The 25,358-nt window shown below is 41.7% G+C and carries 24 protein-coding genes; 8 read left to right on the forward strand and 16 right to left on the reverse strand.

Annotated features, from left to right (window positions below):
* Nucleotides 1-87: 87 nt before the first annotated feature.
* A complete protein-coding gene (locus GR929_RS11695; protein ID WP_159520006.1) occupies nt 88-2,505 on the forward strand; it encodes a LysM peptidoglycan-binding domain-containing protein in 2,418 nt (805 codons plus the stop codon).
* Between the two features lie 188 nt (nt 2,506-2,693).
* On the opposite strand, the gene GR929_RS11700 is transcribed toward GR929_RS11695, so the two are convergent.
* The 4 genes from GR929_RS11700 to GR929_RS11715 form a co-directional block, all read right to left on the reverse strand.
* The gene (locus tag GR929_RS11700; RefSeq protein ID WP_159520008.1) at nt 2,694-4,241 is read right to left on the reverse strand and encodes a beta-N-acetylhexosaminidase; all 1,548 of its coding nucleotides are present in this window, start codon (nt 4,239-4,241) and stop codon (nt 2,694-2,696) included.
* Nucleotides 4,242-4,439: 198 nt separating this feature from the next.
* Entirely contained in the window at nt 4,440-5,489 is a 1,050-nt protein-coding gene (locus GR929_RS11705; protein WP_159520010.1) for an NAD(P)/FAD-dependent oxidoreductase, read from the reverse strand.
* Between the two features lie 40 nt (nt 5,490-5,529).
* On the reverse strand, nt 5,530-6,363 hold the full coding sequence (locus GR929_RS11710) for an endonuclease/exonuclease/phosphatase family protein (RefSeq protein ID WP_159520012.1): 834 nt from the start codon (nt 6,361-6,363) through the stop codon (nt 5,530-5,532).
* 11 nt (nt 6,364-6,374) lie between these two features.
* Nucleotides 6,375-7,328 (reverse strand): alpha/beta hydrolase, encoded by a 954-nt coding sequence (locus GR929_RS11715; protein WP_159520014.1) that lies wholly within the window; start codon nt 7,326-7,328, stop codon nt 6,375-6,377.
* 202 nt (nt 7,329-7,530) lie between these two features.
* On the opposite strand from GR929_RS11715, the gene GR929_RS11720 reads away from it, so the two are divergent.
* The 3 genes from GR929_RS11720 to GR929_RS11730 all read left to right on the forward strand — a co-directional run bounded on the left by GR929_RS11720 (nt 7,531) and on the right by GR929_RS11730 (nt 9,497).
* Nucleotides 7,531-7,746, forward strand: coding sequence for a DUF5808 domain-containing protein (locus GR929_RS11720; protein WP_201300986.1), 216 nt, complete (start codon nt 7,531-7,533; stop codon nt 7,744-7,746).
* A 286-nt stretch (nt 7,747-8,032) separates the two neighbouring features.
* Nucleotides 8,033-8,734 (forward strand): MarC family protein, encoded by a 702-nt coding sequence (locus GR929_RS11725; protein WP_159520016.1) that lies wholly within the window; start codon nt 8,033-8,035, stop codon nt 8,732-8,734.
* Between the two features lie 31 nt (nt 8,735-8,765).
* A complete protein-coding gene (locus GR929_RS11730; protein ID WP_159520018.1) occupies nt 8,766-9,497 on the forward strand; it encodes a TVP38/TMEM64 family protein in 732 nt (243 codons plus the stop codon).
* Here the strand turns inward: GR929_RS11730 and hydF are convergent.
* A complete protein-coding gene (gene hydF / locus GR929_RS11735) occupies nt 9,494-10,717 on the reverse strand; it encodes a [FeFe] hydrogenase H-cluster maturation GTPase HydF (protein ID WP_159520020.1) in 1,224 nt (407 codons plus the stop codon). The two genes, GR929_RS11730 and hydF, sit on opposite strands and share 4 nt — an antisense overlap.
* Before the next feature lie 1,019 nt (nt 10,718-11,736).
* Here hydF and GR929_RS11740 point away from each other — a divergent pair.
* From GR929_RS11740 to GR929_RS11750, 3 genes are all read left to right on the forward strand, one after another.
* Nucleotides 11,737-13,260, forward strand: coding sequence for a hypothetical protein (locus GR929_RS11740; protein WP_159520021.1), 1,524 nt, complete (start codon nt 11,737-11,739; stop codon nt 13,258-13,260).
* 153 nt (nt 13,261-13,413) lie between these two features.
* The gene (locus tag GR929_RS11745) at nt 13,414-14,151 is read left to right on the forward strand and encodes a hypothetical protein (protein WP_159520023.1); all 738 of its coding nucleotides are present in this window, start codon (nt 13,414-13,416) and stop codon (nt 14,149-14,151) included.
* Nucleotides 14,152-14,352: 201 nt separating this feature from the next.
* Nucleotides 14,353-14,589, forward strand: coding sequence for a PLD nuclease N-terminal domain-containing protein (locus GR929_RS11750; RefSeq protein WP_159520025.1), 237 nt, complete (start codon nt 14,353-14,355; stop codon nt 14,587-14,589).
* 40 nt (nt 14,590-14,629) lie between these two features.
* On the opposite strand, the gene GR929_RS21900 is transcribed toward GR929_RS11750, so the two are convergent.
* From GR929_RS21900 to GR929_RS11780, 7 genes are all read right to left on the reverse strand, one after another.
* The gene (locus GR929_RS21900) at nt 14,630-14,794 is read right to left on the reverse strand and encodes a hypothetical protein (protein ID WP_235934315.1); all 165 of its coding nucleotides are present in this window, start codon (nt 14,792-14,794) and stop codon (nt 14,630-14,632) included.
* A gap of 30 nt (nt 14,795-14,824) precedes the next feature.
* Complete coding sequence (locus GR929_RS11755) at nt 14,825-15,064, reverse strand: hypothetical protein (protein ID WP_159520027.1); 240 nt, start codon at nt 15,062-15,064, stop codon at nt 14,825-14,827.
* Between the two features lie 111 nt (nt 15,065-15,175).
* The gene (locus GR929_RS11760) at nt 15,176-15,403 is read right to left on the reverse strand and encodes a hypothetical protein (RefSeq protein ID WP_159520029.1); all 228 of its coding nucleotides are present in this window, start codon (nt 15,401-15,403) and stop codon (nt 15,176-15,178) included.
* A 108-nt stretch (nt 15,404-15,511) separates the two neighbouring features.
* A complete protein-coding gene (locus tag GR929_RS11765; protein ID WP_159520031.1) occupies nt 15,512-16,903 on the reverse strand; it encodes an aspartate ammonia-lyase in 1,392 nt (463 codons plus the stop codon).
* A 37-nt stretch (nt 16,904-16,940) separates the two neighbouring features.
* On the reverse strand, nt 16,941-18,332 hold the full coding sequence (gene hydG / locus GR929_RS11770; RefSeq protein ID WP_159520033.1) for a [FeFe] hydrogenase H-cluster radical SAM maturase HydG: 1,392 nt from the start codon (nt 18,330-18,332) through the stop codon (nt 16,941-16,943).
* A gap of 4 nt (nt 18,333-18,336) precedes the next feature.
* On the reverse strand, nt 18,337-18,591 hold the full coding sequence (locus GR929_RS11775) for a TM1266 family iron-only hydrogenase system putative regulator (protein WP_159520035.1): 255 nt from the start codon (nt 18,589-18,591) through the stop codon (nt 18,337-18,339).
* A 229-nt stretch (nt 18,592-18,820) separates the two neighbouring features.
* Nucleotides 18,821-19,327 carry a DUF1801 domain-containing protein gene (locus GR929_RS11780; RefSeq protein ID WP_201300987.1) on the reverse strand — a complete coding sequence of 169 codons (507 nt, stop codon included), beginning with the start codon at nt 19,325-19,327 and terminating at the stop codon, nt 18,821-18,823.
* Between the two features lie 335 nt (nt 19,328-19,662).
* Between GR929_RS11780 and hydE the strand changes: the two genes are divergently transcribed.
* Complete coding sequence (gene hydE / locus GR929_RS11785; RefSeq protein ID WP_159520037.1) at nt 19,663-20,796, forward strand: [FeFe] hydrogenase H-cluster radical SAM maturase HydE; 1,134 nt, start codon at nt 19,663-19,665, stop codon at nt 20,794-20,796.
* A 15-nt stretch (nt 20,797-20,811) separates the two neighbouring features.
* Here hydE and GR929_RS11790 read toward each other — a convergent pair whose 3' ends face one another.
* From GR929_RS11790 to nuoE, 4 genes are all read right to left on the reverse strand, one after another.
* The gene (locus GR929_RS11790; protein ID WP_159520038.1) at nt 20,812-21,291 is read right to left on the reverse strand and encodes a methylated-DNA--[protein]-cysteine S-methyltransferase; all 480 of its coding nucleotides are present in this window, start codon (nt 21,289-21,291) and stop codon (nt 20,812-20,814) included.
* A gap of 293 nt (nt 21,292-21,584) precedes the next feature.
* Nucleotides 21,585-23,375, reverse strand: a complete 1,791-nt coding sequence (locus GR929_RS11795) for an NADH-dependent [FeFe] hydrogenase, group A6 (RefSeq protein ID WP_159520040.1) — start codon at nt 23,373-23,375, stop codon at nt 21,585-21,587.
* An 18-nt stretch (nt 23,376-23,393) separates the two neighbouring features.
* Nucleotides 23,394-24,581 carry an NADH-ubiquinone oxidoreductase-F iron-sulfur binding region domain-containing protein gene (locus GR929_RS11800; protein ID WP_159520042.1) on the reverse strand — a complete coding sequence of 396 codons (1,188 nt, stop codon included), beginning with the start codon at nt 24,579-24,581 and terminating at the stop codon, nt 23,394-23,396.
* Nucleotides 24,582-24,591: 10 nt separating this feature from the next.
* Nucleotides 24,592-25,056 (reverse strand): NADH-quinone oxidoreductase subunit NuoE, encoded by a 465-nt coding sequence (nuoE, locus tag GR929_RS11805; RefSeq protein WP_159520044.1) that lies wholly within the window; start codon nt 25,054-25,056, stop codon nt 24,592-24,594.
* Nucleotides 25,057-25,358 lie beyond the last annotated feature (302 nt).

The raw sequence follows: 25,358 nt of genomic DNA on the forward strand, positions 1-25,358 counted from the left end.
TGTCTGAAACATCGGACTTAATATCTTATTTTTGATCACTTGTAGCGAGATTGGAAATATCTTCCGCCTCAACCAGAATTTAAACACATGAATATTCGATTTTTAACATTCATATTACTACTCTTTATTAGTGTTCAACTTAACGCTCAGGAACGTCGAATTCAAGAAGATGGAAAGACATATGTGATTCATGTTGTCGTAAAAGGCGAGACTATTTTTTCGCTGAGCGAAGCATACGCTGTTGATAAAAAAGAATTGCTTGGCGCAAACCCTGATTTGATATTTGGCTTGAAAACGGGACAGGAATTAAAAATTCCGGTAGCTGAAACTTCGTTGGATAAGAATTTGTCTCCCGCGCAAAAAGAAGAACTGCCTTCGTTTCATACTTACCGCGTAAAACGTAAAGACGGGCTGCATTTTATAGCCAATAAATATGATGTTGAAGTAGAAGATATATTGAAGTATAATCCGGACGTTGAGGAGGATGGACTGCAGAAAAGAATGATTTTGCTAATTCCTGATGCAGCTGATTTGAAACGAATAAGAGAAGCTGCCAAAACGGAAAAACGAGTTGCAGCCAGCAAGGATACATTCAGGGTTAAAACTCATCAGGTAAAAGGAAATGAGACGTTGTACTCCATTTCAAAAAAATACGGTGTTTCTATTGCATCAATATTGAATGCCAATCCAGAAGCGAACAAGGGGCTTCCTATTGGCATGATGCTGACAATTCCCGAGAAGGAGATCCGTATGACTACGGAAACAGTTCCACAAAGTGGCTTCTTTACTCACTTGGTTGAGTCGGGTGAAACATTCTGGGGCTTGGAGCGCAAATATCATGTTACCCGCGACGTGTTGGAAAAATACAATCCCGCTCTTGAAAATGGGTTGCTCGCGGGACTGCGAATTAAAATTCCGGTTTCTGAAAAGCTACCTGAATTTGACGTAAAACCTTTAAATGACGGTCAGTTTCAAAAACATCATGTTTTGCGTGGCGAAACTCTTTACAGTATTTCCAATAAGTATGGTGTAAAGATTAGTGAAATCAAAAAAATAAATCCGGTACTCAACTACCGGGGCTTAATGGCCGGAGAAACCATATTGATTACTGATGTTGTCGCTCAGGAACCGTTGGTGACAGATAAACAAGATAGTCTTGATAAGGAAGTTTTTATAGAACGATCGGAGAATAAGGTAGCAGTATCAGAGCAGGCAGTAAGAATTATCCCAAGGAGCGTGCCCGAAAGTTGTAAGCCTGATTTGATGGCTGCCTATGAAGAATATGATGTCGCTTTGCTTTTGCCGCTTTATCTTCCCGCAAACGATACGGTGAATCGCGTGCCAATGACCAAAGAGGAAATGCTACTGGATGAAGCCTTTATGAGTCAGGTTGAAGATTCGGATGAATTACCGGAGGATACATTTAAAATTAGGGATGAGGAGATTATTTATCCGCGCTCAGAGAACTTTGTTCATTTTTATGAAGGAGTACTTTTAGCAGTTGACAGCCTGCAGAAAGCTGGAATGAAGATCCAACTACACGTTTTTGATACCAACCAGGAGCAAGCAGTTGTTGATTCACTGGTGCAGCTGGATGTGTTTCGTGAGCTCGACCTGATTATTGGACCCGTGTTTCCAAATCTTCAACAACCGGTTGCCGATTTTGCATATAAAAACCGTATTCCAATGGTTTCACCTTTATCTTCGTCGGGTAACTTTGAGGACAATAATCCCTACTATTTTAAGGTGAATCCGACTAAAGACTATCTGGTTCGGGAAACAGCTGATTTTATAGGCGAAGAGTATTTCAATAAAAACTTAATCGTGCTCGAAATGGGAGAGTACAAACATTTGCCCGAAGCTACTTTGGTTGATCTTTGCCGCGAGAAATTTTTCTCGAACGGCTTCCTAAATGCTGATCGCGAAGTGCACTTTCACGAATATAATTTCAATCGGGAAGGCTATTGGGGATTGCGACGAATATTAAGTAAGGATCGTGAAAACGTATTTATTATCCCCTCGGAAACAGAGGCTCAGATAAGTGTGGCTATTTCCAATGTCAATTCGTTATCGGAAGATTTTCCGGTTACCTTGGTTGGAATGTCGAACTTTCAGCGATACCACAGTATTCAGCCGGAATATCTTCATCATACCAAATTGCATTTGTTGAGTCCTTACTTTGTTGATTACAATTCTAGTTTCACAAACCGATTCATTGAAGACTTCAGGAGTAATTTTTCTGCTGAACCAAACCAATTTAGCTTTCAAGGATACGATATCGCCTTTTATTTTATGTCGGCATTGTTTAACTATGGAAAAGATTTTAACGAGTGTTTGGGCTACCACCGAGTGAAACTCAATCAAGCGGAGTTTTATTTTGATAGAGTAAGCCGTTTTGGAGGTTATATGAATCGTGGCTTATTTGTGTTAAACTATACGAAAGATTTCAAGGTCGCTATTGATGGAGTTGCGGGTGTTCCCGGCTTGATGTTTGCCGAAGATTAAAACACGAACACAGAAAACCCCATAAGCTTATAATAGTCTCTAACGATGCTTTCCAACAAAATAAAAATGGGTGGCTTTTTTCCTGGATTAATCTGGTGTCATGTCATTCATCAAATATCGGATAAAGTCGTTTCAGCTTTATTCTTGCATCATCGGAAGTTAATTGCCAATTAATTTTAGCGTTTTTATTATTCCTTGCTCCACGGAACGAGTTTCGATCGATAATAATTGATTCCCCAGATGTCGTATTGGTTGCCATGTGAAGCCAGTCGATGCTTATATTCGTTCCAGCTTTTTCCGTCGGTTGGCGACCATCCAATTTCTGCATAGCCGGCTAATCGTGGAAATATCAGGTATTCCATATCAGCACGATTGGTAACCGTTTCGGTCCACAGTGGCGCTTCGATTCCCAGAATGTTTTCACGGCCAATTTCTGTTTCCAGTGTTGCCGGATTCCACTTGTAACCGGTGTCCACTTCGATGTACCCTGCCCAATGCAAACCAAGCGGAGAAAGGGAATCGTACTGCATATCTAAATAAGCTTTTCGCGCTGGCGACATGATTATCTTTACACCTTGCTGAATCGCATTTTTTGCGTTTTCAGCACTCGCCCAATACTGTGCAATACTGCGTTTGTTCAACTTTGCCAAGGTAATTTCATCCCATCCGATCATGATTTTACCATGCTTATAAACGATGTCTTGAACGCGCTCGATAAAAGGAATGTAGTCATCTGTTTTTGTCGCGTGAGACTCGTCACCACCAATGTGAAGGTATGGCCCAGGAGTCAATTTTGCCAGTTCGCCAATCACGTCATCAATAAATTCATAGGTAATTTCCCTATTGGTGCAAAGGGTGCTAAAACCAACTTTAGTACCTGTGTATAGTTTAGTTGCCTGTCCATTACAGTTCAGTTCGGGGTATGAGGCAAGTGCTGCATTTGTATGTCCGGGCATGTCAATTTCAGGAATAATTGTGATGTAACGATCTGCAGCATAATTCACAATGTCAGCATATTGTTCCTGAGTGAAGAATCCTCCTTTGCCACCTCCAACTTCAGTGCTTCCTCCAATTTCAGTTAACTTAGGCCACGATTTAATCTCAATTCGCCAGCCTTGATCATCGGTCAAGTGCAGGTGCATAACATTAAATTTGTAATAGGCCATCAGGTCGAGGTAGTGCTTGACATCTTCAACACCGAGGAAGTGGCGGGCAACATCCAGCATCGTTCCGCGATATTCGTACTTCGGGAAATCACGGATAGTTCCGGTGGGAATCTTCCATGCTATTTTTTGAACTGAAGATTTTTCAATTGCAACAGGCAAGAGTTGCCGAATGGTTTGGATTCCTCTAAAAACTCCTTCAGCATTATTGGCTTTTAAAGTAAGCAACTTCTTTTCAATGAGCAGCTCATAACCTTCACTCCCTAGTTCTTCATTATTAACTGTAGTAAGATAAATGCCAGATGAAGGAGTTTCTTTAGTTGGGATTATTTTGAGTTCATATCCCGTTGCAGCTTGTAACTTTTCTCTCAAGTATTTTGCTGATTGGTTTAGCTCAGGCAAATTGACTGTTATGTAAATTGAAGTACTCTCATTTAACTGAAATGAATTTCCGGTAGCGGAAATTATCACTGGCCTTGGAATAACGTTGTTATTGGTTAAATCGGTTGGTGATTGCTTGCGACCAACAAAAGCTACCAGCAGGCCTAAAATGATTAAAACTGTTTTGCTCATGGTTAGATTTGTTGCTATTCGGTATAGATTATAATATATCTAAAACAGTAACAAATATAAGCTTTGTGAACGAATGTTCCAGAATTTTGCTTCGATCAAGTTTTTTATAATCAAATTTTGCTTAGAAACGATTAACCAATGACAAAGTTGCTCGTAAATGAAAAAGCATATCCGTTTTGTATCAATAGCGTATTTAATTTATTTATGAAAGTAGCGAACTAAGTTGACTTCAGGATGAAGGCCGTCTGTTTTACCACAAAGATAATCGCAGAACTGTTTGGCAAAATAGGGACCGAGCATGGTTCCTTTCGAGCCCAGCCCATTAAAAATACCTATCCGGTTGTATTTAGGATGAATGCCGATGACCGGCCGACGATCGTGAGTTGTTGGGCGAATACCCGCCTGCTGATCTAAAATCTGATAGCGATCGTTGAATACCTTGTTCAATTTTTCTTGCAATTCGTCTTTGGCCTGTTGCGTTGTTTCTAGCGATAAATTGTCCCAATCGTAAGTTGCTCCCAGTCGGTAAAACTGCCGTCCTTCGGGCATGAGAAAAATTGCTTTGTTCAATATAAAGTTGGCTGAAAAGTTTTCTGTTTTTATACGGAGTACCTCTCCTTTGGTATGTTTAAATTTGATATCCTGAAAATAGGGATTGTCTGAAACGGCATGTCCTTCACAAAAAATAATCTTGTCGGCCAAGATGTCCTGATAACTAACTTGATCGTTTGTAAGCTCTACATCCTGAAAGTTTATTTTTTCGAATCGAATTCGTGCCTGTTGTTCAAGCAGGCTTTTCATTTTTTCAATAAGAAGCTTTAAGTCAATTCTGGCACTTTTTTCAACCAGCCCCATTCCAAAGTTATTGTTTATGGACTGATTATGATCATATTCAATCGCAGAGTGGACGTAATCCTGTAAATCATTGTCAATGTATTTTTTCATCCATAACCCGGCATCACCTTCACCCAGTACTTTCTTTATTGGAATCGGGTAAAATAGTTTCACTCCCAAAAATGTTTCAAGTTCGGCATAGGTTTTTTGAAGCTGTGGATACAGCTCATCAATGAGCCAGCTTTTGGTCATTCGTCTAAAAACAACGGGATTAATAATTCCCGCAGCAACATCTGACGCTTTTTTCAGATCTGGGTTATCAAATACGAAGTAGCTTTTGCCGACTTTGTTTAATTCGTGGATCAGTAAACTCCCGGCCAATCCTTGTCCAATGATGAGGTAATCAACTTGCATTGGATAAATAGACAGAAAAAACAGGCGAAATGTTCAGACACTATAGCTCAACTTCAATCAAAACGGGCAAATGATCTGAAGGATAGCGTTGTTCGTAGGAGTCAGTCAACACACCATACTTCTTAACATCTAGCTTCCCTTTTACAAAAATATAGTCGATACGCCTTTTTAACTCGCTGTTGAAATCGAACCCGTTGAATGTTCCTTCGGGACCATAGGGAGCTTGCTCCGACACTTTTTTGCTATCGAAAAATTCCGTTTCAATGATCTTAATTGGTTTTTGATTGGGAGTGAGATTTAAATCGCCCATTAAAATTACCGGGTAATTTTTCTCATTCAACCGATCTATTTTTTGTAGAATAATTCGGACTGAATTAAATTGGGCGACCTCTCCAACATGATCAAAATGAGTGTTAAACACCCAGACTGATTTCCGTTTATCGTAGTTCTCCAGTAAGGCGTAAGTGCAAATGCGCTTACAGGCAGCATCCCATCCTAAACTCGGGTATGTTGGTGTTTCAGAGAGCCAAAACCAACCATGGTCTTTAAGCTGATACTTTCTACTATCGTAGAAAATCGGGGAGTACTCGCCGGCAGCTTTCCCGTCGTCACGGCCAACACCTACTTGGTCAAAGCCCGGCATTTGCAACGAAATATCAGTAACTTGTCCGTACAAAGCTTCCTGAAGACCAATAATATCAGCTTCATGAAACCGAAGTAAGTCGGTTACCTGGAATTTGCGATTTGGCCAGGCATTAATACCATCACCTTCATTATTATATCGGATATTGTAAGTAACAACCTTCGCTGTTTGCGAGAATGCCGAATTTAGGATTGTTAGTAAAAGCATGGCGAATACTAGTGAAGCTCTCATTGATGTTAAGTTTATTCGTTGCAGAAACCAAAAGCGGGATAGTCACAGTTATGCTCTCCCGGAACAACCGTATGGATTTGGTCTTTCGAACCATGAAGCACAAAGTTATAGCAAAATGTCATTATTTCTTCCAATTGGTTGGTCATTGGAGATCCGGCTACACTGTGATTTCCTCCGCAAAAAGTGTACAGCCAGTAAGGTTTGTTTAGTTGATGAAGTTTGTTTGCGATGGTTTTAGCTCCATGTAAAATCAGATAACCGGCCTTGCTTTCATCGCAGTAATGATGCGGAGCTGTGGCGTAGGGGACAAGATTGTCGCAGGTGCCATGAAAAAGTAAAGACGGGACGGCTGATTCATCATAGATTCTTGCAGTGTCGGCTATTGCTCCCGCCATGGAAACAACACCGGCATAAGAAACAGGACCAGAATCTAATCCGTAGCAATAAGGTGGTTCGTAAGCTGTTGCTAAAACAGTTTCTGCGCCAGCACTGCTACCTGCCAGAATAATGTTTTGAGGATCGATCCCAAATGTTTCCCGGTTTTGAATGAGAAAAAAAGTGGCGTCCTGAACGTCTTCAACGGCACTGGCTATTGTGCTCAACTTTTCGTTGGCGGGGCAGTCGCATCCGAAAGCGGTTTCAGTTCCTTTTCTGGTTAAACGATAGCTCATTGAAACCACAACAAAACCGCGTTCTGCAATTCGTTTACAAAAGGCAATTGTGTTTTTCCCGTTTCGAGTGCCACCGGAAAAACCGCCTCCATGCACATAAATAATTACCGGACGTTCCAGCTCGCTGTCGAAAGCAGGTGTGTATATATCAAGGTCTAATTCTTCACCATCTTTTTGGGCGTAGGTGTAGGTGTCGGTTTTTACCGAGTCGGTAATTTGTTCCAGATAGCGTTCCTGGGCAATTCCAACTGAAGCGAGTGAAAAAATGAGCAGGGTTAAAAGCAGGATTTTCATATCGAATACGTGTTGTTGTTTGTTGATTCAGAATAAAAATGGTGTTTGCTAAATTAAGCAAAAAAAAGCCATTTACTAAAAGACAATTCTACAGAACAATACCCTTATCGGTTAAAGGGGCATTTAATTTTGATGATTCTTCTTGTAATTTTGTCTAATTTGACATAGTTATAACTGATGTAAAAGCGATAAAATATTAAAGATGAAGACAAAATACGAGCCCAACAAGTTGGATTCGATGAGTAAAAACCCGAACAATTGGAGAGGACCTTTTTACTTTAACCGAAAAGATCCAAGATTACTTGTTCCTAAACTTTACCCTGCGTTTGGTAAAACATTGAACTTTGCAAGTCCCTATTCCTATGTTTTTCTGATTGCTCTTATTTTGGTTATCGTTCTTGCTCAATTTTTTCTTTAATTGACTCATATGAGGTTGTTGTCCATCCGTTGGTTTGAATCAGAAAACAGGAGCAGAGATCTGAAGTGAGATCGGAAAGGAATAAATTCATGGTAATATTTCAAGGTCTGTTTTCATGTGTTTATAATTGTTTATTTTTTGCAACACATGGAACTCGCTTAAAATAATCGTGCTCCTGCGTGTGAATATTTTTACATGCTCGTTTCAACTATCTAATCGTGTTCTTGTTTGCATGACTAAGAGTTAAGAAAATGATTTTTCGAGAAAACATACATAAAGAAATGATATGAATTGGGATTACTATATAAATTTCCTGGTTGCCATGTTCGCTATTGTAAACCCAATTGGAATTTGGCCGGTATGGAGTGACCTGACCAATGATGCCGTCAGCTCTATTCGGCATCGGATTGCTTTTCTGTTGATTTTGTCTGCCGTAATGATTTTGTCTGTTTTTTTGGTAGCGGGCAGATTGTTGCTTGAGGTTTTTTCTATCAATTTGCAGGTATTTAAGATCGCAGGTGGAATTTTGCTGCTGTACACAGGCATTTCCATGGTTCAGGGATCGGCATCGCAATTGACAGACCGAAATGAAGATGGAAAGACAAATATGTCAGTTGCCAAACAACGCTTCCATAAGGTGTTTGTCCCTTTGGTTATTCCCATGCTTGCTGGCCCCGGCTCAATTACAACCGTGATTTTATTTGGCACAAAAGCGACATCTGCTACTGATTATGCTTTTTTGATTGGCGTTGTTCTCGTCACGTTCTTGGTCCTGTTCCTGGTATTTTTGTCTTCGCCGTTTTTAGAGAAAAAGGTTGATGATATTGTTTTTACAGTATTTACCCGGGTTTTTGGAATTATTGTAACAGCAATTGCCATTCAATTTATGGTTGAAGGGTTGGGTAAAGTTTTTCCGAATTGGCTGGAAGGCGGATCGGTGCTGAAAGAAGCAAAGGAAGTTTCTTTTATTACAGGATTCTTCTGGTAATCGGCAGTAGATTTCATTAATACGAGTTTGAATGACAAAGATAAACCAGGAAAAGCGTGTGAAAAAAAGTCGGTGGCCACTCTACATGAGTTTAGGATTATTACTTTCGATTGTATTACTTTATTTCACTGTTCCAGACGTAAATAGCTTTTTTAAAGAGGCTTTTGAAATATTGACCAGCGATAATAATCAGCGAATATCAAACTGGGTTGGTAAGCTTGGTTTTTGGGGGCCGGTTTTTATCATATCAGCAATGGTGTTTCAGATGTTTTTACTCATTATTCCATCTCCTTTGCTCATGCTTGTTTCGGTGCTGGCCTATGGCTCTTATTGGGGAACTTTAATCTCCGTGGCTGCCGTAGCAGTTGCTTCAAGTATAGGCTACCTGATCGGCCGCTATCTTGGAGAAATAGCAATCGCTCGTTTAATAGGAGGCCAGAAAGAAAAACAATTAAAATTTTACGTTGAAAAATACGGTGTGTGGGCAGTAGTCATTACGCGCCTGGCTCCTTTTCTGTCAAACGATGCCATTAGTTTTGTAGGCGGCATTTTGCAAATGGGATATTGGCGGTTTATTGGCGCAACATTAGCAGGAATCTTTCCTTTGGCTGCTTTGATTGGCTATTTTGGCGAAAACAACGATCGAATGAAAACAGGCTTAATTGGGGTGTCGGCTTTGAGTTTGATCTTGTTCGTTGCTTATATCATTTACAACAGCAAAACGAAGTTTCATAAGTCTAAGTCGGGAAAAAATAGTTCTTAACGTCCGTTCTTATAGACTTCCAGTGCCGCAGGAAATGGCTGAAGTGCCCGTTCGAAAATACCCAACGAATAGGCAATGGTCAACCCATAATTGGTTAGCGGAACTCCTGCTTGTTTAGCTTTCATAATACGCGAAAGCATTGCACGACGGTTCCACATGCAGGCTCCACAGTGAATAATGATTTTATAGTCACTCAGGTTTGGAGGAAAGTCGTGCCCCCGCATATGTTCAATTTCCAATTTACCACCAACATATTGAGTGAGCCAGCGTGGTATTTTTACCGTGCCAATATCTTCGCCAATCGGGTGGTGCGAGCAAGCTTCGGCAATCAGCACTTTGTCGCCTGCTTTTAGCTTATCGATGGCCATAGCGCCTTTGACCATTTCAGACAAATCTCCCTGATGGCGGGCAAATAAAATGGAGAAGCTGGTTAGCGGAATTTCGGGAGGCGTGTCGGCAGCTACTTTTAAAAAAGCCTGACTATCGGTTACGACCAGCTTGGGCGGCTTGTTAAATCTGGAAATGGCTTCGCGCAGTTCACGCTCTTTCACCACCATGCAAAACGAGTCGCCATCCAGCAAGTCACGGATACTTTGAACCTGCGGGAGAATCAGCCGTCCTTTGGGAGCTTCTTTGTCAATCGGTACAACCAGAATGGCCGCTTCGCCCGGACCAACCAAATCGGCAACAATGCTGGGGCGGTTGATAAAATCTTCAGGTGCTTTTTTCAAAATCGTTTGGCGCAATTCGGCAATTCCGGCCTTCGTTGTTGCCGAGGTTTCAATAACCGGCAACTTGACACTTTCGAGGATATTGATGGTGTCGAAAGCAGAGTCGTACAAGTCTGATTTGTTAAAAACGACGATGATTGGAATGTTCAGCTCTTTCAATTCCTGAAGCGTTTTTTCTTCAAACTCACCCCAGTCGTTGCTATTCGAAATAAGGATAGCCAAATCAGTTCGGTCGAAAACCGCTCGTGTTTTCTGAATTCGCTGTTCGCCCAGTGCCCCTTCGTCGTCGATTCCGGCGGTGTCGATAAATAGTACCGGCCCCAGGGGAAGCAGTTCCATGGGCTTTTCTACCGGGTCGGTTGTGGTTCCGGCAACGTCCGATACAATGGAAACCTCCTGTTGGGTCAGGGCATTCAGGATCGATGATTTACCAACATTGCGACGGCCAAAAAGCCCGATGTGCAAGCGAAATGATTTGGGTGCTTTCATGCAATTCAAATTTGCCCGAAAAGTACAAAGGATCGTGATGCGAATCAATGTTTTTGGGGAAGAAAAAGAACCCAAGACCTCTAAGTTGCCTGAAAGGGAGGACTTTCGCCGTTGGGAATTTGTAATCGTCAGCTTATTGTTTTCTAATCAAAACTCTCGCAGGCCGTTTTGTTTCGCCTGGTGGCGAACTTGGGGACTTGACTGCCCCGTGCTTTGAACTCGTCATCCTGAACTTGTTTCAGGATCTTTCAGCGGGTTGCCGCTATCTCACCATTTCATCATCCAAACTCTTGATTCTATTTTTTAATATCTTGTGCCTGGTTTTTGCAGCTTATGTTGGGGCGTTGCCCTAAGCCCCATTTCATTTCTTTTCCTTAGATGAAAAGAAACGAAACAAAGAAAAATCAAGTCAAACCGAACCCTCGGCCGGGCGTTTTGACGGCCCACGCGTTTTTCGCCTGGTGGCGAACTTGGGAACTTGACTGCCCCGTGCTTTGAACTCGTCATCCTTACCTTGATTCCACAGCAGACTGGTATAGAATGCTGAAACCCCCGATTCTATTGATCCCCCGGCAGGTCTGACCCTCCCCTGGGCATATTGACCCGTCAATTGGCCAGTTTTCTGTGCCAACTGGCAACTTTTTTGAACCAATTGGCGACCCGGAGCCTCCAACCTGCCATTTTTTTGATTTAACCGGCATGGTTGACAATTATTTTGGTTTAAAATGATGAGTACCGTTAGCGATCGTTTTTAAACGACTCACCCCACGGCTGCGAGCGAACAAGGAGACAGTTTGATTATTCTACGTGTTAACAACTTCCTAAAAAGAACTATTGTTTAGTAAATAAGTTATGGTTAAATTCACTGATCCTTTTTAGTGTTGCATTTATCCACCCTAATTGGTGGCAACGAGGTGATTTCTTAAAGTATATAGGCGAAATATAATACGTCTGGTGGATTACACTTACGTTGAACGGCAACTAGAACGGAGCATTATCTCAACCAAATTGATTAAATTATGAAGCTAAATGATACAAAAGTTAAGAAACTACAAAATCTTATTAGAGATTCATTTAGAATTAGACCTAATCATGACCCCGTATATGTCGACGTATCAAATCATTTGGAAAGGTTAGGTTCGAGACAACATCAAATTATTTTTGGCAGAAGGGGTTCTGGTAAATCCTGTTTAGTTGTACATTTTAAAAACAAGGAATGTAAAAAACTCAATATACTACCTATCTACATTGATACCGATGAGATAAAACGACTTGGATATCCTGACATACTTATTCGGTTGATTCTTTCTGTTATGGAAAAGACACCAGCAGCAAAGAAACGTTTTAGACGAATAATTGGTAGGAAAAATGATATTCAGAAACATATTGATAATCTAAGAAAACTACTAAGTCAAGCCGAAAATCGAAGTGTTAAAAAAGAAGAAAAACAAGATAGTAAATATGATGGTGGTGGTAGCTACCATGGATTTAGAGCTGGTGCAAGCAAATCATATAGTACTGGTCAGATTAGTGAATTTCAGGAGTGGAAATTAGATACTCTTGAAAGATATTTGAGTGATTATAAACAATCATTAGTTGATGCATTGGATAAAACAAACTTCTCATCCTCATTCGTATTTCTTGATGATTACTACTTAATTAAGAGGGATAAACAACCAGATGTGATTGATTATTTGCATAGATTATTGCGCGGGACAAATTATTATCTAAAAGTTGGAACGGTTCGGCATAGAACAGAATATATGCGAAATGACGGACAAACTATCGGTGTTGAATTGCAGGAAGATATTGAAGAAATAAATTTGGATAGGACACTTGAAGATTTAAATTCAACAAGTACTTATATATCTCAAATGTTAAATTCATTAGCTGAAAAAGTAGATTTGAAAGACCCGGTGACAGAGCTTTTTAATCAACAGGCTTTTGAAAAATTAGTTATCGCTTCTGGTGGAGTTCCAAGAGATTTTCTTACAATATTCGTTGATGCTGTAGATAATGCATTATCAGTAGGTAGAGAAGAGTATATAACACCAACAAATATTTGGAAGGCAGCAAGTTCTTTATCTTATCGCAAGAAACTTAAAAATTTAAGAAAAGATGCTTCAAATGATGCTGATTCTTTAGAAAGAGTTTACAGGGACTTAATGAGGTTTTGTTTACAAGAAAAGAAGAGAACATGTTTTTTAATTTCACAAGATGAATGCCAAATGCATTCATCTGCCCATGAGTTAATTCAACAACTTATGGATTTTAAATTATTACATATTGTAGAACCAGACACGTCTGCTGCTTCCGGAAGAAAAGGGAGATTTGAAGCATACACCTTAGATTTCTCTTTGTTTATGGAGCCAAGAAAGCGAAACATAACAATTATTGAATTTTGGAAATTTGATTCTGGCAATAGACGTATCGGAGTTCGGGAAGCTCCAGTCTATAGTCTTGAGAGAGCCTCAGAAGCAATGCAAAGCGATGATAATCAAGAAACAGAGGAATTGATAACAACGGTTGAATTTGAAGAATAAAAGCCGACGCACAATGTATATACAAAATAGGCGTAATAACAGTAAACTAAGCGGTTTTAGCCCGCTTCAACTTTGTAACGGCTTGATAAGTTTGAAGCCCGCAATCGCATACTTTGCATATTCTAGAACGTTAGATACAACATGCATTAAAATATGGCAATAAATACGAAAAATAGTTGTCAAGCAATTTCGACGAAAAATAAACAGTGCAAAAATAAGAGATTGAGATTTTCGCAATATTGCTTTTATCATCAACCTAAAGTCATACCGCTGTTAACACTAATATTGGGTGGAATTATTGGGCTAATAATAGATATCACTTGGATTGCAATATTCCCGCCGAAATCTGAAACAAGGCGAAATGAAGTTGTAAGAAGAATTTCCATGGAGGCATCGGGAGCTATAAAATACACAGACGCCTTCTTAACGGAATATCTGAATGCGCTTGGAGAAGACAAACTAATTAAGCAAATCAGAAATCTTCAAATTCAAGATGCTAGTAAATACTTTGACAGCGATTTAGATATTGAGCTTGAAAAAGCATTTCAAAATTCAAAAATGCTTGAAGGTAGTAACATGTACAATTCTAATGGTCAACAAATAGCCTATATAGCAAATGCTCTTTGGAATGTGAAAAACACAAGAGCAGCCCTTAATGATTTCTTAAAAAAATATGGTTCCGTTGACGATGAGTTAGTAACTACAGTTATCCAAATGAAAGACCGAGCAGATGTTGTAATAATGATTTTAAATTATGCTTTCAAAAATCCTAACGAATTAAAAATAAAATTTAGAAAAGGACAAATGGAGCCTTTCGCAGATTTTTTATCAGGTTTTTACATATACCAATTTGAGTGTAAAACATTAATTGAAAATGAAATTAAGAATTAAATTCAGCCCATAATAATTGGATGTGGCAGGCGGGGATTTTAGCGGTCTGACAGGATTTCTGTTGGAAATCCCACCTAACTGCAGACAAGTGACCTCAGACTGTCCAACAACCAACTTACCTGGTGTAATCCTTTGGCAAGTGGTGTAACAGATGTAACAAACGTAGAAATCAACATACCTGAGTATAATCTTTAAATTGAAATGATGATGACAATTCTTGGATTTATTGGTGGTTTAGAAATCGTGATCTTACTGATTCTTTTACTCTTCATTTTACTTATTCCGCTGATTGCACTTATCGACATTTTAAAAAGTGATTTTGAAGGGAATAATAAACTAATCTGGGTGATTATCGTGGTTTTTCTTTCGATAATAGGTGCGCTACTTTATTTCTTCATCGGAAGGGAACAAAAAGTAACAGATACAAAACCAAGCTGACCCTTGTTGCTGAGGATTGAAAAAGCTTCATCTCCCAATATTAATAAGGCTTTTGGGTGCTTTTGATGTTGGAAATAGCTCTTATTCCATCGCGCAGAGGCCTTCTGACACAGCGCAGCAAAGCTATTCCGCGTTGCTGAACGACGATTTTATATAGCAGCAAGACCATTCCACAGGTCAGCATCATTATTCCCTTTGGAATCATTGTTATTCTCTATGGAATAATCATTCTGACTTAGAGAATATCTATTATTCCATCGGTCAGCAAGCTTATTCCACGTGGCAGAAGGGTTGTTCCGTGGCGCATGGTCAACCAGAAGTTGGGTGTTTCCCTGCTGACCTTTATTCGGCTTTCATGAATCGTGATTGTCTCTGTTATGAGTGGATGAGATGCTGCTCTTATTGACGTATTTCCAGCCTGGCAGGGCAGCTCCCAATGGTAGCAGGATGATTTGTTGGGGGTAAGACGGGACAATTGGAACTTTGCAGGAAGGCAAACGTTGAAAATATGGAGGAGACTTTTGACCACGAATGGCCATAAAAAAAGCCGGCGTTAACCGGCTTTCTGAAGTATGTTATAAAAGTCTTATTCTTTGTCGTCGCTTGCTTTCTTATCGCAGCTAGATTTTTTCTCACAGCAGGCTTTTTTCTTTTCACATTCTTCTTTTTTGTCAGCTTTTGCTTCTTTCTTCTCTTTATCATCCTTGCTCATTGTGCTTACTTGCTCAGTTTTTGTTTCCTGAACATTAACAGCATAACTAGCTGATACACCAAAAGCGAAAACAATTGCCAACATTAAAATTAACTTTTTCATAATTTCTCGTTTTTAAAGTTTATAACGGGAGCAATTTATCAAGAATAATTCTAAATAAAAACAGCTTTAACATTTATTTAGAATTATTCTTGTTTTTAACCAACTTACTTAAAACCCTAATTTATTGATTGCTTCAGGAGTGATCAGCGCTTCAAATTCACTTGCTGTAAGTAATTTTTCAGTCAGAACAAGCTGGCGAATACTCACTTTCTTGTCCTGAGACTGTTGAGCAACTTGGGTGCATTTTTCATAACCCAGTGCCGGAATCAATGCCGTAATAATAGCCGTTGAGTTCAGGACTTGCGCTTTACATTTATCGGAATTGGCCGATATTCCCCGAACACATTTGTTGTTGAACCCGCGAATGGCGCGCTCGAGCAGCTGAAGGTTTTCGAGAAGCGTGTGCGCAATAACGGGCATAAAGGGGTTGAGTTCGAGGGTGCCATTTGACGCCGCCTGTGTAATTACCGTGTCGTTGCCAATGACCTGCATGGCTGCCTGGATGGTAGCTTCGGGTATTACCGGGTTCACTTTTCCGGGCATCATGGAAGAGCCCGCCTGAACCGGGGGAAGGTTGATTTCTCCAAATCCGGCATCGGGGCCACTGGACAACAAGCGCAAGTCGTTGGATACTTTAATCAGGTTGCTGGCACAAGCTTTCAAAATACCGGACACTTCAACAAAAACATCGGCATTCTGCGTGCTTTCAACCAGATTTTCGGCTCGTGCCAGCGATGTATTTGTAAGCTCCCGCAGTCGGTCGGTTACCTGGAAAATAAATTGACGGGGAGCACCCAGGCCACTACCAATCGCTGTTCCACCCAAATTGACTACTCGTAATCGTTCTTCGCATTTGTAAATCCGCCAGCGATCGCGGTTGAAGGCTTCCGCGTAAGCGGCCATCTCGCGCCCCAGCGTGGTTAGTACGGCATCCTGTAGTTGTGTTCGCCCGAGTTTAACGACATCGGTAAACTCTTTTTCTTTTTGCTGAAAGGTTTCCTGTAACTCTAAAACCGCCTGCTCTAATCGGCGAAGCAGAAAGATAGCGGCAAGTTTTAAAGCGGTTGGATACGTGTCATTGGTAGATTGATGCAGGTTGATATCGTTGAGAGGAGAGATTGTTTCATAATCACCAAGCGGTTTCCCTGCCAGCTGCAGTGCGCGGTTGGCAATTACTTCATTCACATTCATATTGGTTGATGTTCCGGCGCCTCCTTGCAGTGCGTCAACAAGAACATGGTCGGTCAGCTGTCCGTTGGCCATCTCCTGGCAAGCACGTTCAATGGCGTCCGCTTTTTCATCATCGTTAAAGTACCCCAACTTTCGGTTGATTTGTGCGCAGGCCAGCTTCACCCAGCCATAGGCTTTCACCAACTCCGGGTTGACGGGGCGTTGTGCCAGCTGAAAGTTTTCCAGCGCACGCGCCGTATGGATTCCATAAAGCACATCCGCCGGAATTTCCTTTGAGCCTAAAAAGTCTGTTTCAGTTCGTGTAATCATCGCTTGTGTTTTGCGTACTTTAAATGGTCATTCTTTGCTAGCAGAAAACATCGGACTGCCCCCGCTTTACACGGTCAACCAACTTACGGGCCCGGTCGGCCGGCAGACCTTCCATCTCCGCCAGGGTCTTTTCGATTAGTTGAATGCCTGTTTTATATGTTTCGGGCGACGCATAATTATTGAGGTACTCCATAAAACTCGACAGAGCGTTGGGGCCGCAGTGTGCTTTGATCGCTCCGGGCTTCGCAATGTCCATAAAATCCTGCCCGGTTCGCCCCAATCGGTAACATCCGGTGCAAAATGAGGGAACATAACCCATTTGTGCCACATCGCGAATCACCTCATCCAGCGGACGGTGATCACCCAGGCTAAACTGCCCGGAAACCTCGTCCTCGTGCTCATAGCCCCCGGGGTTGGTCCGGCTGCCGGCTGAAATCTGCGACACGCCCAATGCAAAGGTCTCCGATCGCATTTTGGCGGTTTCGCGGGTCGACATGATGATGCCGGTGTATGGAACTGCCAGGCGAAGGATGGCCACAATTTTGCGAAATTCGAGGTCGCCAACGGGGTAGGGTGGGTTTGATGCGGTGTCGGAACCGGTTGCCGGCTCCAGGCGTGGAACGCTAATTGTATGCGGGCCAACACCAAAAACACGCTCCAGCTCAGCAATATGCTGCATCATGGCCAGTAGTTCAAAGCGGTAATCGTACAGCCCAAACAGAACACCAATACCCACATCATCAATGCCGGCTTCCATGGCGCGGTGCAGCGCAGTAATTCGCCAGTCGTAATTTGCTTTCAGTCCGCCCAGGTGCACTTTTTTATAGCTTGGCCGGTGATAGGTTTCCTGAAAAATCTGGTACGTGCCGATCTTCTCATTTTTAAGCAGCCTGAATTCATCTTCCGAAAGAGGAGCTACATTGACGTTTACACGCCGGATTTCTGCATTGTTGTGCTTAGCCTCGTATACCGAGCGAACCGAGTCCAGCACATATTGAAAACGTTGGTTGGGATAAGATTCTCCGGCTACTAAAAGCACTCGCTTATGACCCTGCTTAATCAGCATTTCGGTTTCCTGTTTAATCTCTTGCTGCGATAATGAACGTCGGACAATGGCTTTGTTTTTAGCCCGGAATGCGCAGTAGGTACATTCGTTGGCACAGAGGTTCGAGATGTACAGCGGAGCGAAAATTACCAGCCGCTTTCCATAAATGGTTTCTTTAATATGATTGGCTGTTTCAAAAAGTTCCTGTAACTGCGTCCGATCATTTATGCTGGTTAATACAGCCACATCGTGCAAATCCAGCCCTTTCATTTCTTTGGCTTTGGCCAGCACCTCATTCACTTCCTCCAGGCCTGGTTGACGATGTTTTTCTAAGATGGTGTTTATTTCCTGTTCGTTGATGAACGATTGCGTTGTTGTATGCATGGTTTTATTTTTTTGCCAATCCTGATTTTACCTGGACGCCATTGATTGCACCCAGTCGGCCGGTAAGTTTTCCTATTTCGTCGGTGTTGCTGTTTACAACTAATGTGATAACTGATGTATTTCCCTTTATTTTGGGAATGCCTGTTCGGGCAAGAATTAAGTCGGCATGATCGCTAAGTATTTCGTTTACAATACCTGCTGACTGTTCACGATCTTCAATAATTATTCCTACAAAACCTAGACGATTCTGTGTATTCATGATCTTTTTTTTTGTGCAGGAATAGGGGAGTAGCAATACAAAATACTGCTCATGACAAAGAACAGTAGTTGTAACTGATGGATATTTCGTACTTCCCCCTTGAAGTCAGTCGGTTGACCTTCCCGCAGGTTTAGCTGCAAAAGTACAATAGTTTGGGCAAATTGGATCAAACTAAAAACCTATTTAAAACGAATCTGAATAGGTGCTTCTGAGCCATACAGAGTTATTTTCAGATTGTCATATCCGGGTATTTTTCTTTCATCGATTGAATGGATTCTTTAATCATCTCGGTCAATACGCTTTCATCAATGTCTTCCAGCTTTTTGACGTATAGGCAGGCTTTTCCTGTTTTATGCTTCCCGAGTTTTTTGTATAAATCAGCCAGCCTTTTATCATTTTCACATGACATCAGGTAAATGGACAGGTTTTGTTTACGGGGCGAGAATCCTGTTACAAACCAGTCTCCTTCGCGTCCGCTGGCATATTTGTAATGATAAGTTCCAAAACCAATAATACTTTCACCCCACATTTGGGGTTGGCTATTCGTTAATTTTTTCATGATTTCAAGCAGTCGGAAGCCGTCTTTCCGTTTTTGCCCGGGTTCAATTTCGTTCAGGAAATTTTCCACTGATCGGTCGTTTGGAGTTGTCTTCAATTCAGCCATTTCGTATTTTTCTTCATTAGTGTCCGGTTCAAATTTCAAATGATGGGCTAAAGCCCGTGTCGTATCCGGCATTCACTAACCCCGGGATTAATCCCGGGGTTAGTCATCGCACTAGAGCGTACGGGCTTTAGCCCATAACTTTTTTTTATCGAACAATCAGGGCTTACAGATGGTTTAGGCATGAATTGATCGATGAGCAGGAGTTCGAAGTCGCATAGAAAGGGAAAACATCATTTCACAATATCAGTTCTTCGAAGTTGAAATTAATTGAGCTTTTTACACTCTTCCTGAAATCCCAGGTGAATATTTAAATAGATCTTTTTAGTGATGACGGGATCTTTGCGATTCTTGATGCTGTTAAGACAAACTTTTCCATATCGATAAAAGTTAAGAACGAGTCATTCCTAATGGATTTGGTATTTCTTAATTTAGGATTTGTTTATCTTCGTGGCGTGAAAAAAGTTCAGGAAATAGTCGCACAGGAAATGTTTTCAAAAGCCGATTTAATTCGTCTGTTGGAAGCAGAAGGGGATGACCGGCAATTGTTGTTTGAAGCAGCCCAGGCAAAAAAGCTTGAGGTCGTTGGGAAGAAGGTTTTTTTCCGCGGATTGGTTGAGTTTTCGAATATTTGCTCGAAAGACTGTCTTTACTGCGGCATCCGGAAGAGTAATGAAAAGGTGGTTCGCTACGAAGCAAGCGATGATGAAATACTGGCTGCCTGTCATTTTGCCTGGGAAAATCACTTTGGCTCGGTTGTTCTGCAGTCGGGTGAGTTGTCGTCACCGGTGTTTATCAATCGGGTTGATCGCTTGGTGAAATCCATCAAAAGATTGTCGAATGATGAGTTGGGAATTACCCTTTCCTGTGGGGAGCAAAAACCGGAAACGTACCAGCGCTGGTTTGAGAGTGGTGCTCATCGATACTTGTTGCGTATTGAAAGCTCCAACGCTGATTTATACTATAAAATTCATCCCAATAACCCCTTGCACTCATTTGACAAACGACTGGAATGCCTGAGCTCATTGAAGGAATGTGGCTACCAGGTTGGAACCGGAGTGATGATTGGCTTACCTTTTCAGGAGACCGGCCACCTGGCTGAAGACCTGCTTTTTCTGAAAAAACTGGATGTCGATATGGTTGGCATGGGACCTTATATTGAGCATGAAGATACGCCCTTGTATGCGTACCGCCGGCAGTTGGCGTCGAAGCAAGGCCGATTCGACCTGGCTTTAAAAATGATAGCGGCTTTGCGGCTGCTCATGCCCGATATTAATATTGCTGCGGCTACTGCTTTGCAAGCCATTGATCCGGTTGGGAGAGAAAAAGCCTTGAAAATTGGAGCTAACGTGATTATGCCAAATCTAACTCCTTGCGATTTCCGAAAGGAATATCAGTTATATGAAGATAAACCGTGTTTGGATGAAGATGCAGAACTTTGCCGCAATTGTCTGGAGGCTCGAATTGAAATGGCCGGCAGCGAAATTGGTTATGGTGAATGGGGCGATTCGAAACATTTTAAAGGGCGAACGGCTCAAAATTGAAGCACTTCCTATTGACTAGAACAACGTTTTTTTATAATTGGCATTCTCCATTTCGTGGCGCAGTAACCACTTTTTCCGCCAAATTCCCCCGGCATAACCCACAAGTTTGTTATTGCGGCCAATTACCCGATGGCAAGGAACAACTATTGAAAGCGGATTTTTAGCATTGGCTCCTCCCACGGCTCGCACCAGCTTTTTATCGCTAAGTAGGTCCGCCAACTCACTGTAGGTAATTTGTCGTCCGTACTCAATTGCTTCCAATTGTTTCCAAACTCTTAGTTGAAATTCGGTTCCCGATGGCTGAATTGGCAAATCGAATTGGAATAAACGACCCGCAAAGTACTCGTCAAATTGCTCCGTGATTAGCTTTTTTAGTTTTGGACTGAAATCGGTCGTGTTGACTTCGTGTTCAGTGAAATGAATTCCAGAGATAGCGTTGGCTGATGAATCAATTTGCAACAATCCAATTGGAGATATGTATGTAATAGATGGCATTGACCTTTTTTGTTTTTATTGAAGTTAACATTTAGGTAACGTAGAATTAACAAAAAAGTTTGGATGAAAATGAGTTTTGAAGGAAGAACAGTTTTGCGGTTCGTCTTTCTTTATTGGTCGATTGCATTATACGTTACATTTGTTAGCCATTGTAAAAATCCGCCCGGAATCCAATTGTTTTTCAGCTACTTTTCGATTAAACTATTGGCTTGTGCCAAGCAGGAAAGCGGGTAATTAATTAAAAGAGTCAGCCTTTCTGCAAAAAGAGAAGGCTGACTCGAAGGTTTTTTTAGTTAGAAGCGATCTCGCGGAGTATACTTCGTGTGTAACAGAAGATGAGATTTTGCTCCCAGCGGTTCGCCCAGATAGTCTTGATAAATTTTAAGTACTTCAGGATTTTCGTGAGACTTTCGCAAGGGCATGTTTTTATCTTCGGCATAAATTGCTTCAGTCCTTTTTTGCCTGATCTCTGGACTTGTAGGAATCGGTTGTCCTCCGCCTCCCAGGCATCCTCCCGGGCAAGCCATTATCTCAATAAAATGATAGTCGCTGGTTCCGTTTTTTACGGCGTCCATTACTTTTTTAGCATTCACCAATCCGTGTGCTACCGCGCATTTCAGTTCAATACCATCCAGGAAACTCCACTCTTTTAACGGATGATCAATTTTAATGCCGGCTTCTTTAACGCCCTCCATCCCCCGCACAGGAATGATGTTGAGGTTTTTAAATGGAACCTCGCGGCCGGTAACTAATTCGTAGGCAGTTCGTAGCGCAGCTTCCATTACTCCGCCGGTAGCTCCAAAAATAGCACCGGCTCCTGTCGATTCTCCCATAAGACGGTCGTATTTGGCATCGGGAAGTTTAGCGAAATTGATACCCGCTTGCTTGATCATAATAGCCAACTCACGGGTGGTCAGCACATAGTCAACATCGCGAAAACCACTATCGTGCATTTCGGGCCGATTGGCTTCAAACTTTTTGGCTGTGCAAGGCATGATTGAGACTGAAACAATTTTGTCAGGATCGATTTTATTAGCTTTTGCATAGTATGTTTTTACCAACGCTCCAAACATTTGTTGAGGCGACTTACACGTAGAGAGGTGTTCCAAAAACTCGGGATACATGTGCTCCACGTATTTGATCCAGCCAGGAGAGCAGGAGGTTGCCAGCGGAAGTTTTACCTGATCATCTTTTTCAGCAAGCACTTTTCTCAACCGATTTAGTAATTCTGTTCCTTCTTCAATAATCGTGAGGTCGGCTGTAAAGTCGGTATCCAGAACAGAGTTAAAGCCCAGGCGTTTGAGCGCTGATACCATTTTGCCTGTCACCCGTTCGCCAACTTCCAGCCCGAGTTCTTCGCCAAGTCCAACGCGTATGGCCGGAGCTGTTTGAACAACCACATGCTTTTGTGGATCAGAAATGGCATCCCAAACTTCCTCAATATAGTTGTGCTCGACCAAGGCGCCGGTAGGACAATGATTAACGCACTGTCCGCAATTGGTGCATATCACATCGTTCATTGCTTTTTCAAAAAAAGTAGCAATTTTCATTTCATCGCCTTTATAGGCAACCGTGAGCGCATTCACCCCTTGCATTTCAGCACAAGTGCGAACGCAACGCTGGCAGCGAATGCATTTGCTGTCATCTTTTACGATTGAGGGTGAAAACTGGTCGATGGTATAATTTTTCAGAGGGGCTAGTCGTAAGAAATCCTGCGTCATAATTTTATATTCTGAAGCTAATTCCTGTAGTTCGCAATTTCCGTTCTTATAACACTTGGTGCAGTCTGAGTTGTGTTCGGATAACAGCAGTTCGATGATGTGTTTGCGCGAATTTCTTACTTTCAAACTATTGGAGTGAATTTCCATTTCTTCTTCACAAGGAGTGGCACAGGCCGCGGCCAGTCGTTTTTGCCCGGCAACTTCAACCACGCACACCCGGCAATTTCCGGCAATGCAAAGGTCTTTGTGGTAGCAGAGTGTTGGAATAATTATTCCGGCTTTGTTCGCGGCGTCCAGGATTGTTTTTCCTTTTTCAATTTCAAGCTGAAAACCATTAATCGTGACATTTATTTGACTACTCATTGTTGTTGCTTTTTGGTATTAGTAAATCATTTCTTCCCTGAAATTTTCGACGATTGAACTGAACGAGTTAGCAACCGATTGTCCCAATCCGCACTTGGCAGTCAGTTGCATGGTTTCAGTAAGTTTCAGCAGCTTGTTGAGATATTGAGCAGGTTTTTCGCCTCTTTTTACTGCTTTTATTCCACTATGAAGTTGTTGGCAACCCACGCGGCAAGGGGTGCATTGTCCGCAGCTTTCCTCCCGAAAAAAATCCAGGTAGTTGTCCAGTACATTGTACATCGAACGAGAGCTGTTAAACAGCATCATGGAGCCTCCGGTGGGTAACGAAATTCCGGTTAGCTTACCACGGTAGCCAATGGTTGTTTTTTCGAATCGCTTGCGGGGAACCAGAAATCCGGATGCACCGCCAACCTGAACGGCTTTGGTGTCGCCATCGCCAAATTCAGCTACAAAATCCTGTAAGCTCATGCCCAACTCCAGCTCGTAAATGCCGGGCTTTGGTGTATCTCCCGAAACGGAAAACAGCTTTGAACCGCGAGAATACTGTACACCCAGATCGTAAAATTTTTTTGCGCCGTACTTGAAAATGGTAAAAGCATGTGCCAGCGTTTCTACGTTATTCACAACAGTGGCTTTTCCCAGATATCCGAACGAGGTCGGGTAGGGTGGTTTGTTGCGAGGTTCGCCCCGCTTTCCTTCCATCGACTCAAAAAGCGCTGTTTCCTCGCCGCAAATGTAGGCACCGCTGCCAAGGAATATTTTCACACTAAAATTGAGACCTGCTTCTTTGCAGTAGTGTTCAAATTCTCCAATTACTTTTGTTAGTTCGGGAGCCAGAAATTTATATTCGCCACGCAGATAAATAAAACCTTCTTGCGAACCAACAACATGGGCGCAAACTGCCATTGCTGTTAGCACTTTATACGGAACCTCCGAAAGAATTTCGCGGTCTTTAAATGTTCCCGGTTCTCCTTCGTCGGCATTGCAAATCACATATTTTTTATCCGATCGGTATTCGGCTGTTAATTTCCATTTTAAGCCGGTTGGAAATCCTGCTCCTCCGCGCCCTTTAAGTTCCGAACTCATCAATTCGTTAATCAGTTCCTGAGAGGGTTTCTTTAAGCTTTTGTCGAGAATTTTTTTCCAGTCATTGTCATTCTTAAAAATGAAATCGGCTCTTTTTAATTGATATGTTGCTGCAACCATAATGTTGTGTTTATTTTTTAAGGTACTGGGTTAAAATATCTCTGACTGACTCAGGCGTAAGTTCCGTATACACTTCGTTATTGATCAGCATTGCCGGAGCCTTGTGACACCAGCCCAGACAGTTGGTTTGCAGTAGCGAAAATTTACCGTCTGGCGTAGTCTCACCCATGCCAATTTTCAACATGTTTTCAATGGTTAGTAGAATTTGGTTTTTGCCTTTCATCGAACAAGTGATTGTTTTACACACCCGAATAATATAAGTGCCCATTTTTTGGTATTCCAGAAACGAATAGAATGTTGCTGTGCCATAAACGTCAGCTGCAGGCATGTCCAGTTCACGGGCAATCTCAATCATCGAATGCTCCGACAGGTATTTTTCCTGTTCGACAACGCCTTGTAAAATTGGCAATAGATTGGTGCGGTTTCTTCCGTGTTGGCTTGCCAGGTTTTTAATCAGATCTTGTACTGGATCCATGTAGATTGATTTATTGGTTTTTAAGCGATGAAAATCGTAGTTGTTTGAAAAAACGCCTAATAAAAGGCCAGGTCGGAGCCGCTGATGACTTTGCTTTTCTCAGAGTGCAAGTAAAGATCATTTGTGCACTTTAGTGGTAAAATTAAGGAAGCTGAATCGATTTATATAAAGACATTTGTCAGAATATTAAAATAGTAATCTGTTTTGCAGCATAGTTTAGTTATTTACGTCATCGTTGAAAAGATTTGTGAGCTCATGGTGCTTATTAAGAATTATTTGATCTTTTAATTCTTGTAATGCCC

The organism is Sunxiuqinia indica (assembly GCF_009847015.1).
Lineage (GTDB): Bacteria > Bacteroidota > Bacteroidia > Bacteroidales > Prolixibacteraceae > Sunxiuqinia > Sunxiuqinia indica.

Bases quoted from the DNA above. Each gene is read 5' to 3' on its own strand.
- GR929_RS11795 (WP_159520040.1), bottom strand. From the start codon at position 23,375: ATGAGTAGTCAAATAAATGTCACGATTAATGGTTTTCAGCTTGAAATT.
- GR929_RS11695 (WP_159520006.1), top strand. From the start codon at position 88: ATGAATATTCGATTTTTAACATTCATATTACTACTCTTTATTAGTGTT.
- GR929_RS11790 (WP_159520038.1), bottom strand. From the start codon at position 21,291: ATGCCATCTATTACATACATATCTCCAATTGGATTGTTGCAAATTGAT.
- hydE (WP_159520037.1), top strand. From the start codon at position 19,663: ATGGATTTGGTATTTCTTAATTTAGGATTTGTTTATCTTCGTGGCGTG.
- GR929_RS11760 (WP_159520029.1), bottom strand. From the start codon at position 15,403: ATGAAAAAGTTAATTTTAATGTTGGCAATTGTTTTCGCTTTTGGTGTA.
- GR929_RS11745 (WP_159520023.1), top strand. From the start codon at position 13,414: ATGGCAATAAATACGAAAAATAGTTGTCAAGCAATTTCGACGAAAAAT.
- hydG (WP_159520033.1), bottom strand. From the start codon at position 18,332: ATGCATACAACAACGCAATCGTTCATCAACGAACAGGAAATAAACACC.
- GR929_RS11730 (WP_159520018.1), top strand. From the start codon at position 8,766: ATGACAAAGATAAACCAGGAAAAGCGTGTGAAAAAAAGTCGGTGGCCA.
- GR929_RS11705 (WP_159520010.1), bottom strand. From the start codon at position 5,489: ATGCAAGTTGATTACCTCATCATTGGACAAGGATTGGCCGGGAGTTTA.
- nuoE (WP_159520044.1), bottom strand. From the start codon at position 25,056: ATGGATCCAGTACAAGATCTGATTAAAAACCTGGCAAGCCAACACGGA.
- GR929_RS11775 (WP_159520035.1), bottom strand. From the start codon at position 18,591: ATGAATACACAGAATCGTCTAGGTTTTGTAGGAATAATTATTGAAGAT.
- GR929_RS11700 (WP_159520008.1), bottom strand. From the start codon at position 4,241: ATGAGCAAAACAGTTTTAATCATTTTAGGCCTGCTGGTAGCTTTTGTT.
- GR929_RS11715 (WP_159520014.1), bottom strand. From the start codon at position 7,328: ATGAAAATCCTGCTTTTAACCCTGCTCATTTTTTCACTCGCTTCAGTT.
- GR929_RS11710 (WP_159520012.1), bottom strand. From the start codon at position 6,363: ATGAGAGCTTCACTAGTATTCGCCATGCTTTTACTAACAATCCTAAAT.
- GR929_RS11725 (WP_159520016.1), top strand. From the start codon at position 8,033: ATGAATTGGGATTACTATATAAATTTCCTGGTTGCCATGTTCGCTATT.
- GR929_RS11780 (WP_201300987.1), bottom strand. From the start codon at position 19,327: ATGCCGGATACGACACGGGCTTTAGCCCATCATTTGAAATTTGAACCG.
- GR929_RS21900 (WP_235934315.1), bottom strand. From the start codon at position 14,794: ATGATTCCAAAGGGAATAATGATGCTGACCTGTGGAATGGTCTTGCTG.
- hydF (WP_159520020.1), bottom strand. From the start codon at position 10,717: ATGAAAGCACCCAAATCATTTCGCTTGCACATCGGGCTTTTTGGCCGT.
- GR929_RS11750 (WP_159520025.1), top strand. From the start codon at position 14,353: ATGATGATGACAATTCTTGGATTTATTGGTGGTTTAGAAATCGTGATC.
- GR929_RS11765 (WP_159520031.1), bottom strand. From the start codon at position 16,903: ATGATTACACGAACTGAAACAGACTTTTTAGGCTCAAAGGAAATTCCG.
- GR929_RS11800 (WP_159520042.1), bottom strand. From the start codon at position 24,581: ATGGTTGCAGCAACATATCAATTAAAAAGAGCCGATTTCATTTTTAAG.
- GR929_RS11740 (WP_159520021.1), top strand. From the start codon at position 11,737: ATGAAGCTAAATGATACAAAAGTTAAGAAACTACAAAATCTTATTAGA.
- GR929_RS11720 (WP_201300986.1), top strand. From the start codon at position 7,531: ATGAAGACAAAATACGAGCCCAACAAGTTGGATTCGATGAGTAAAAAC.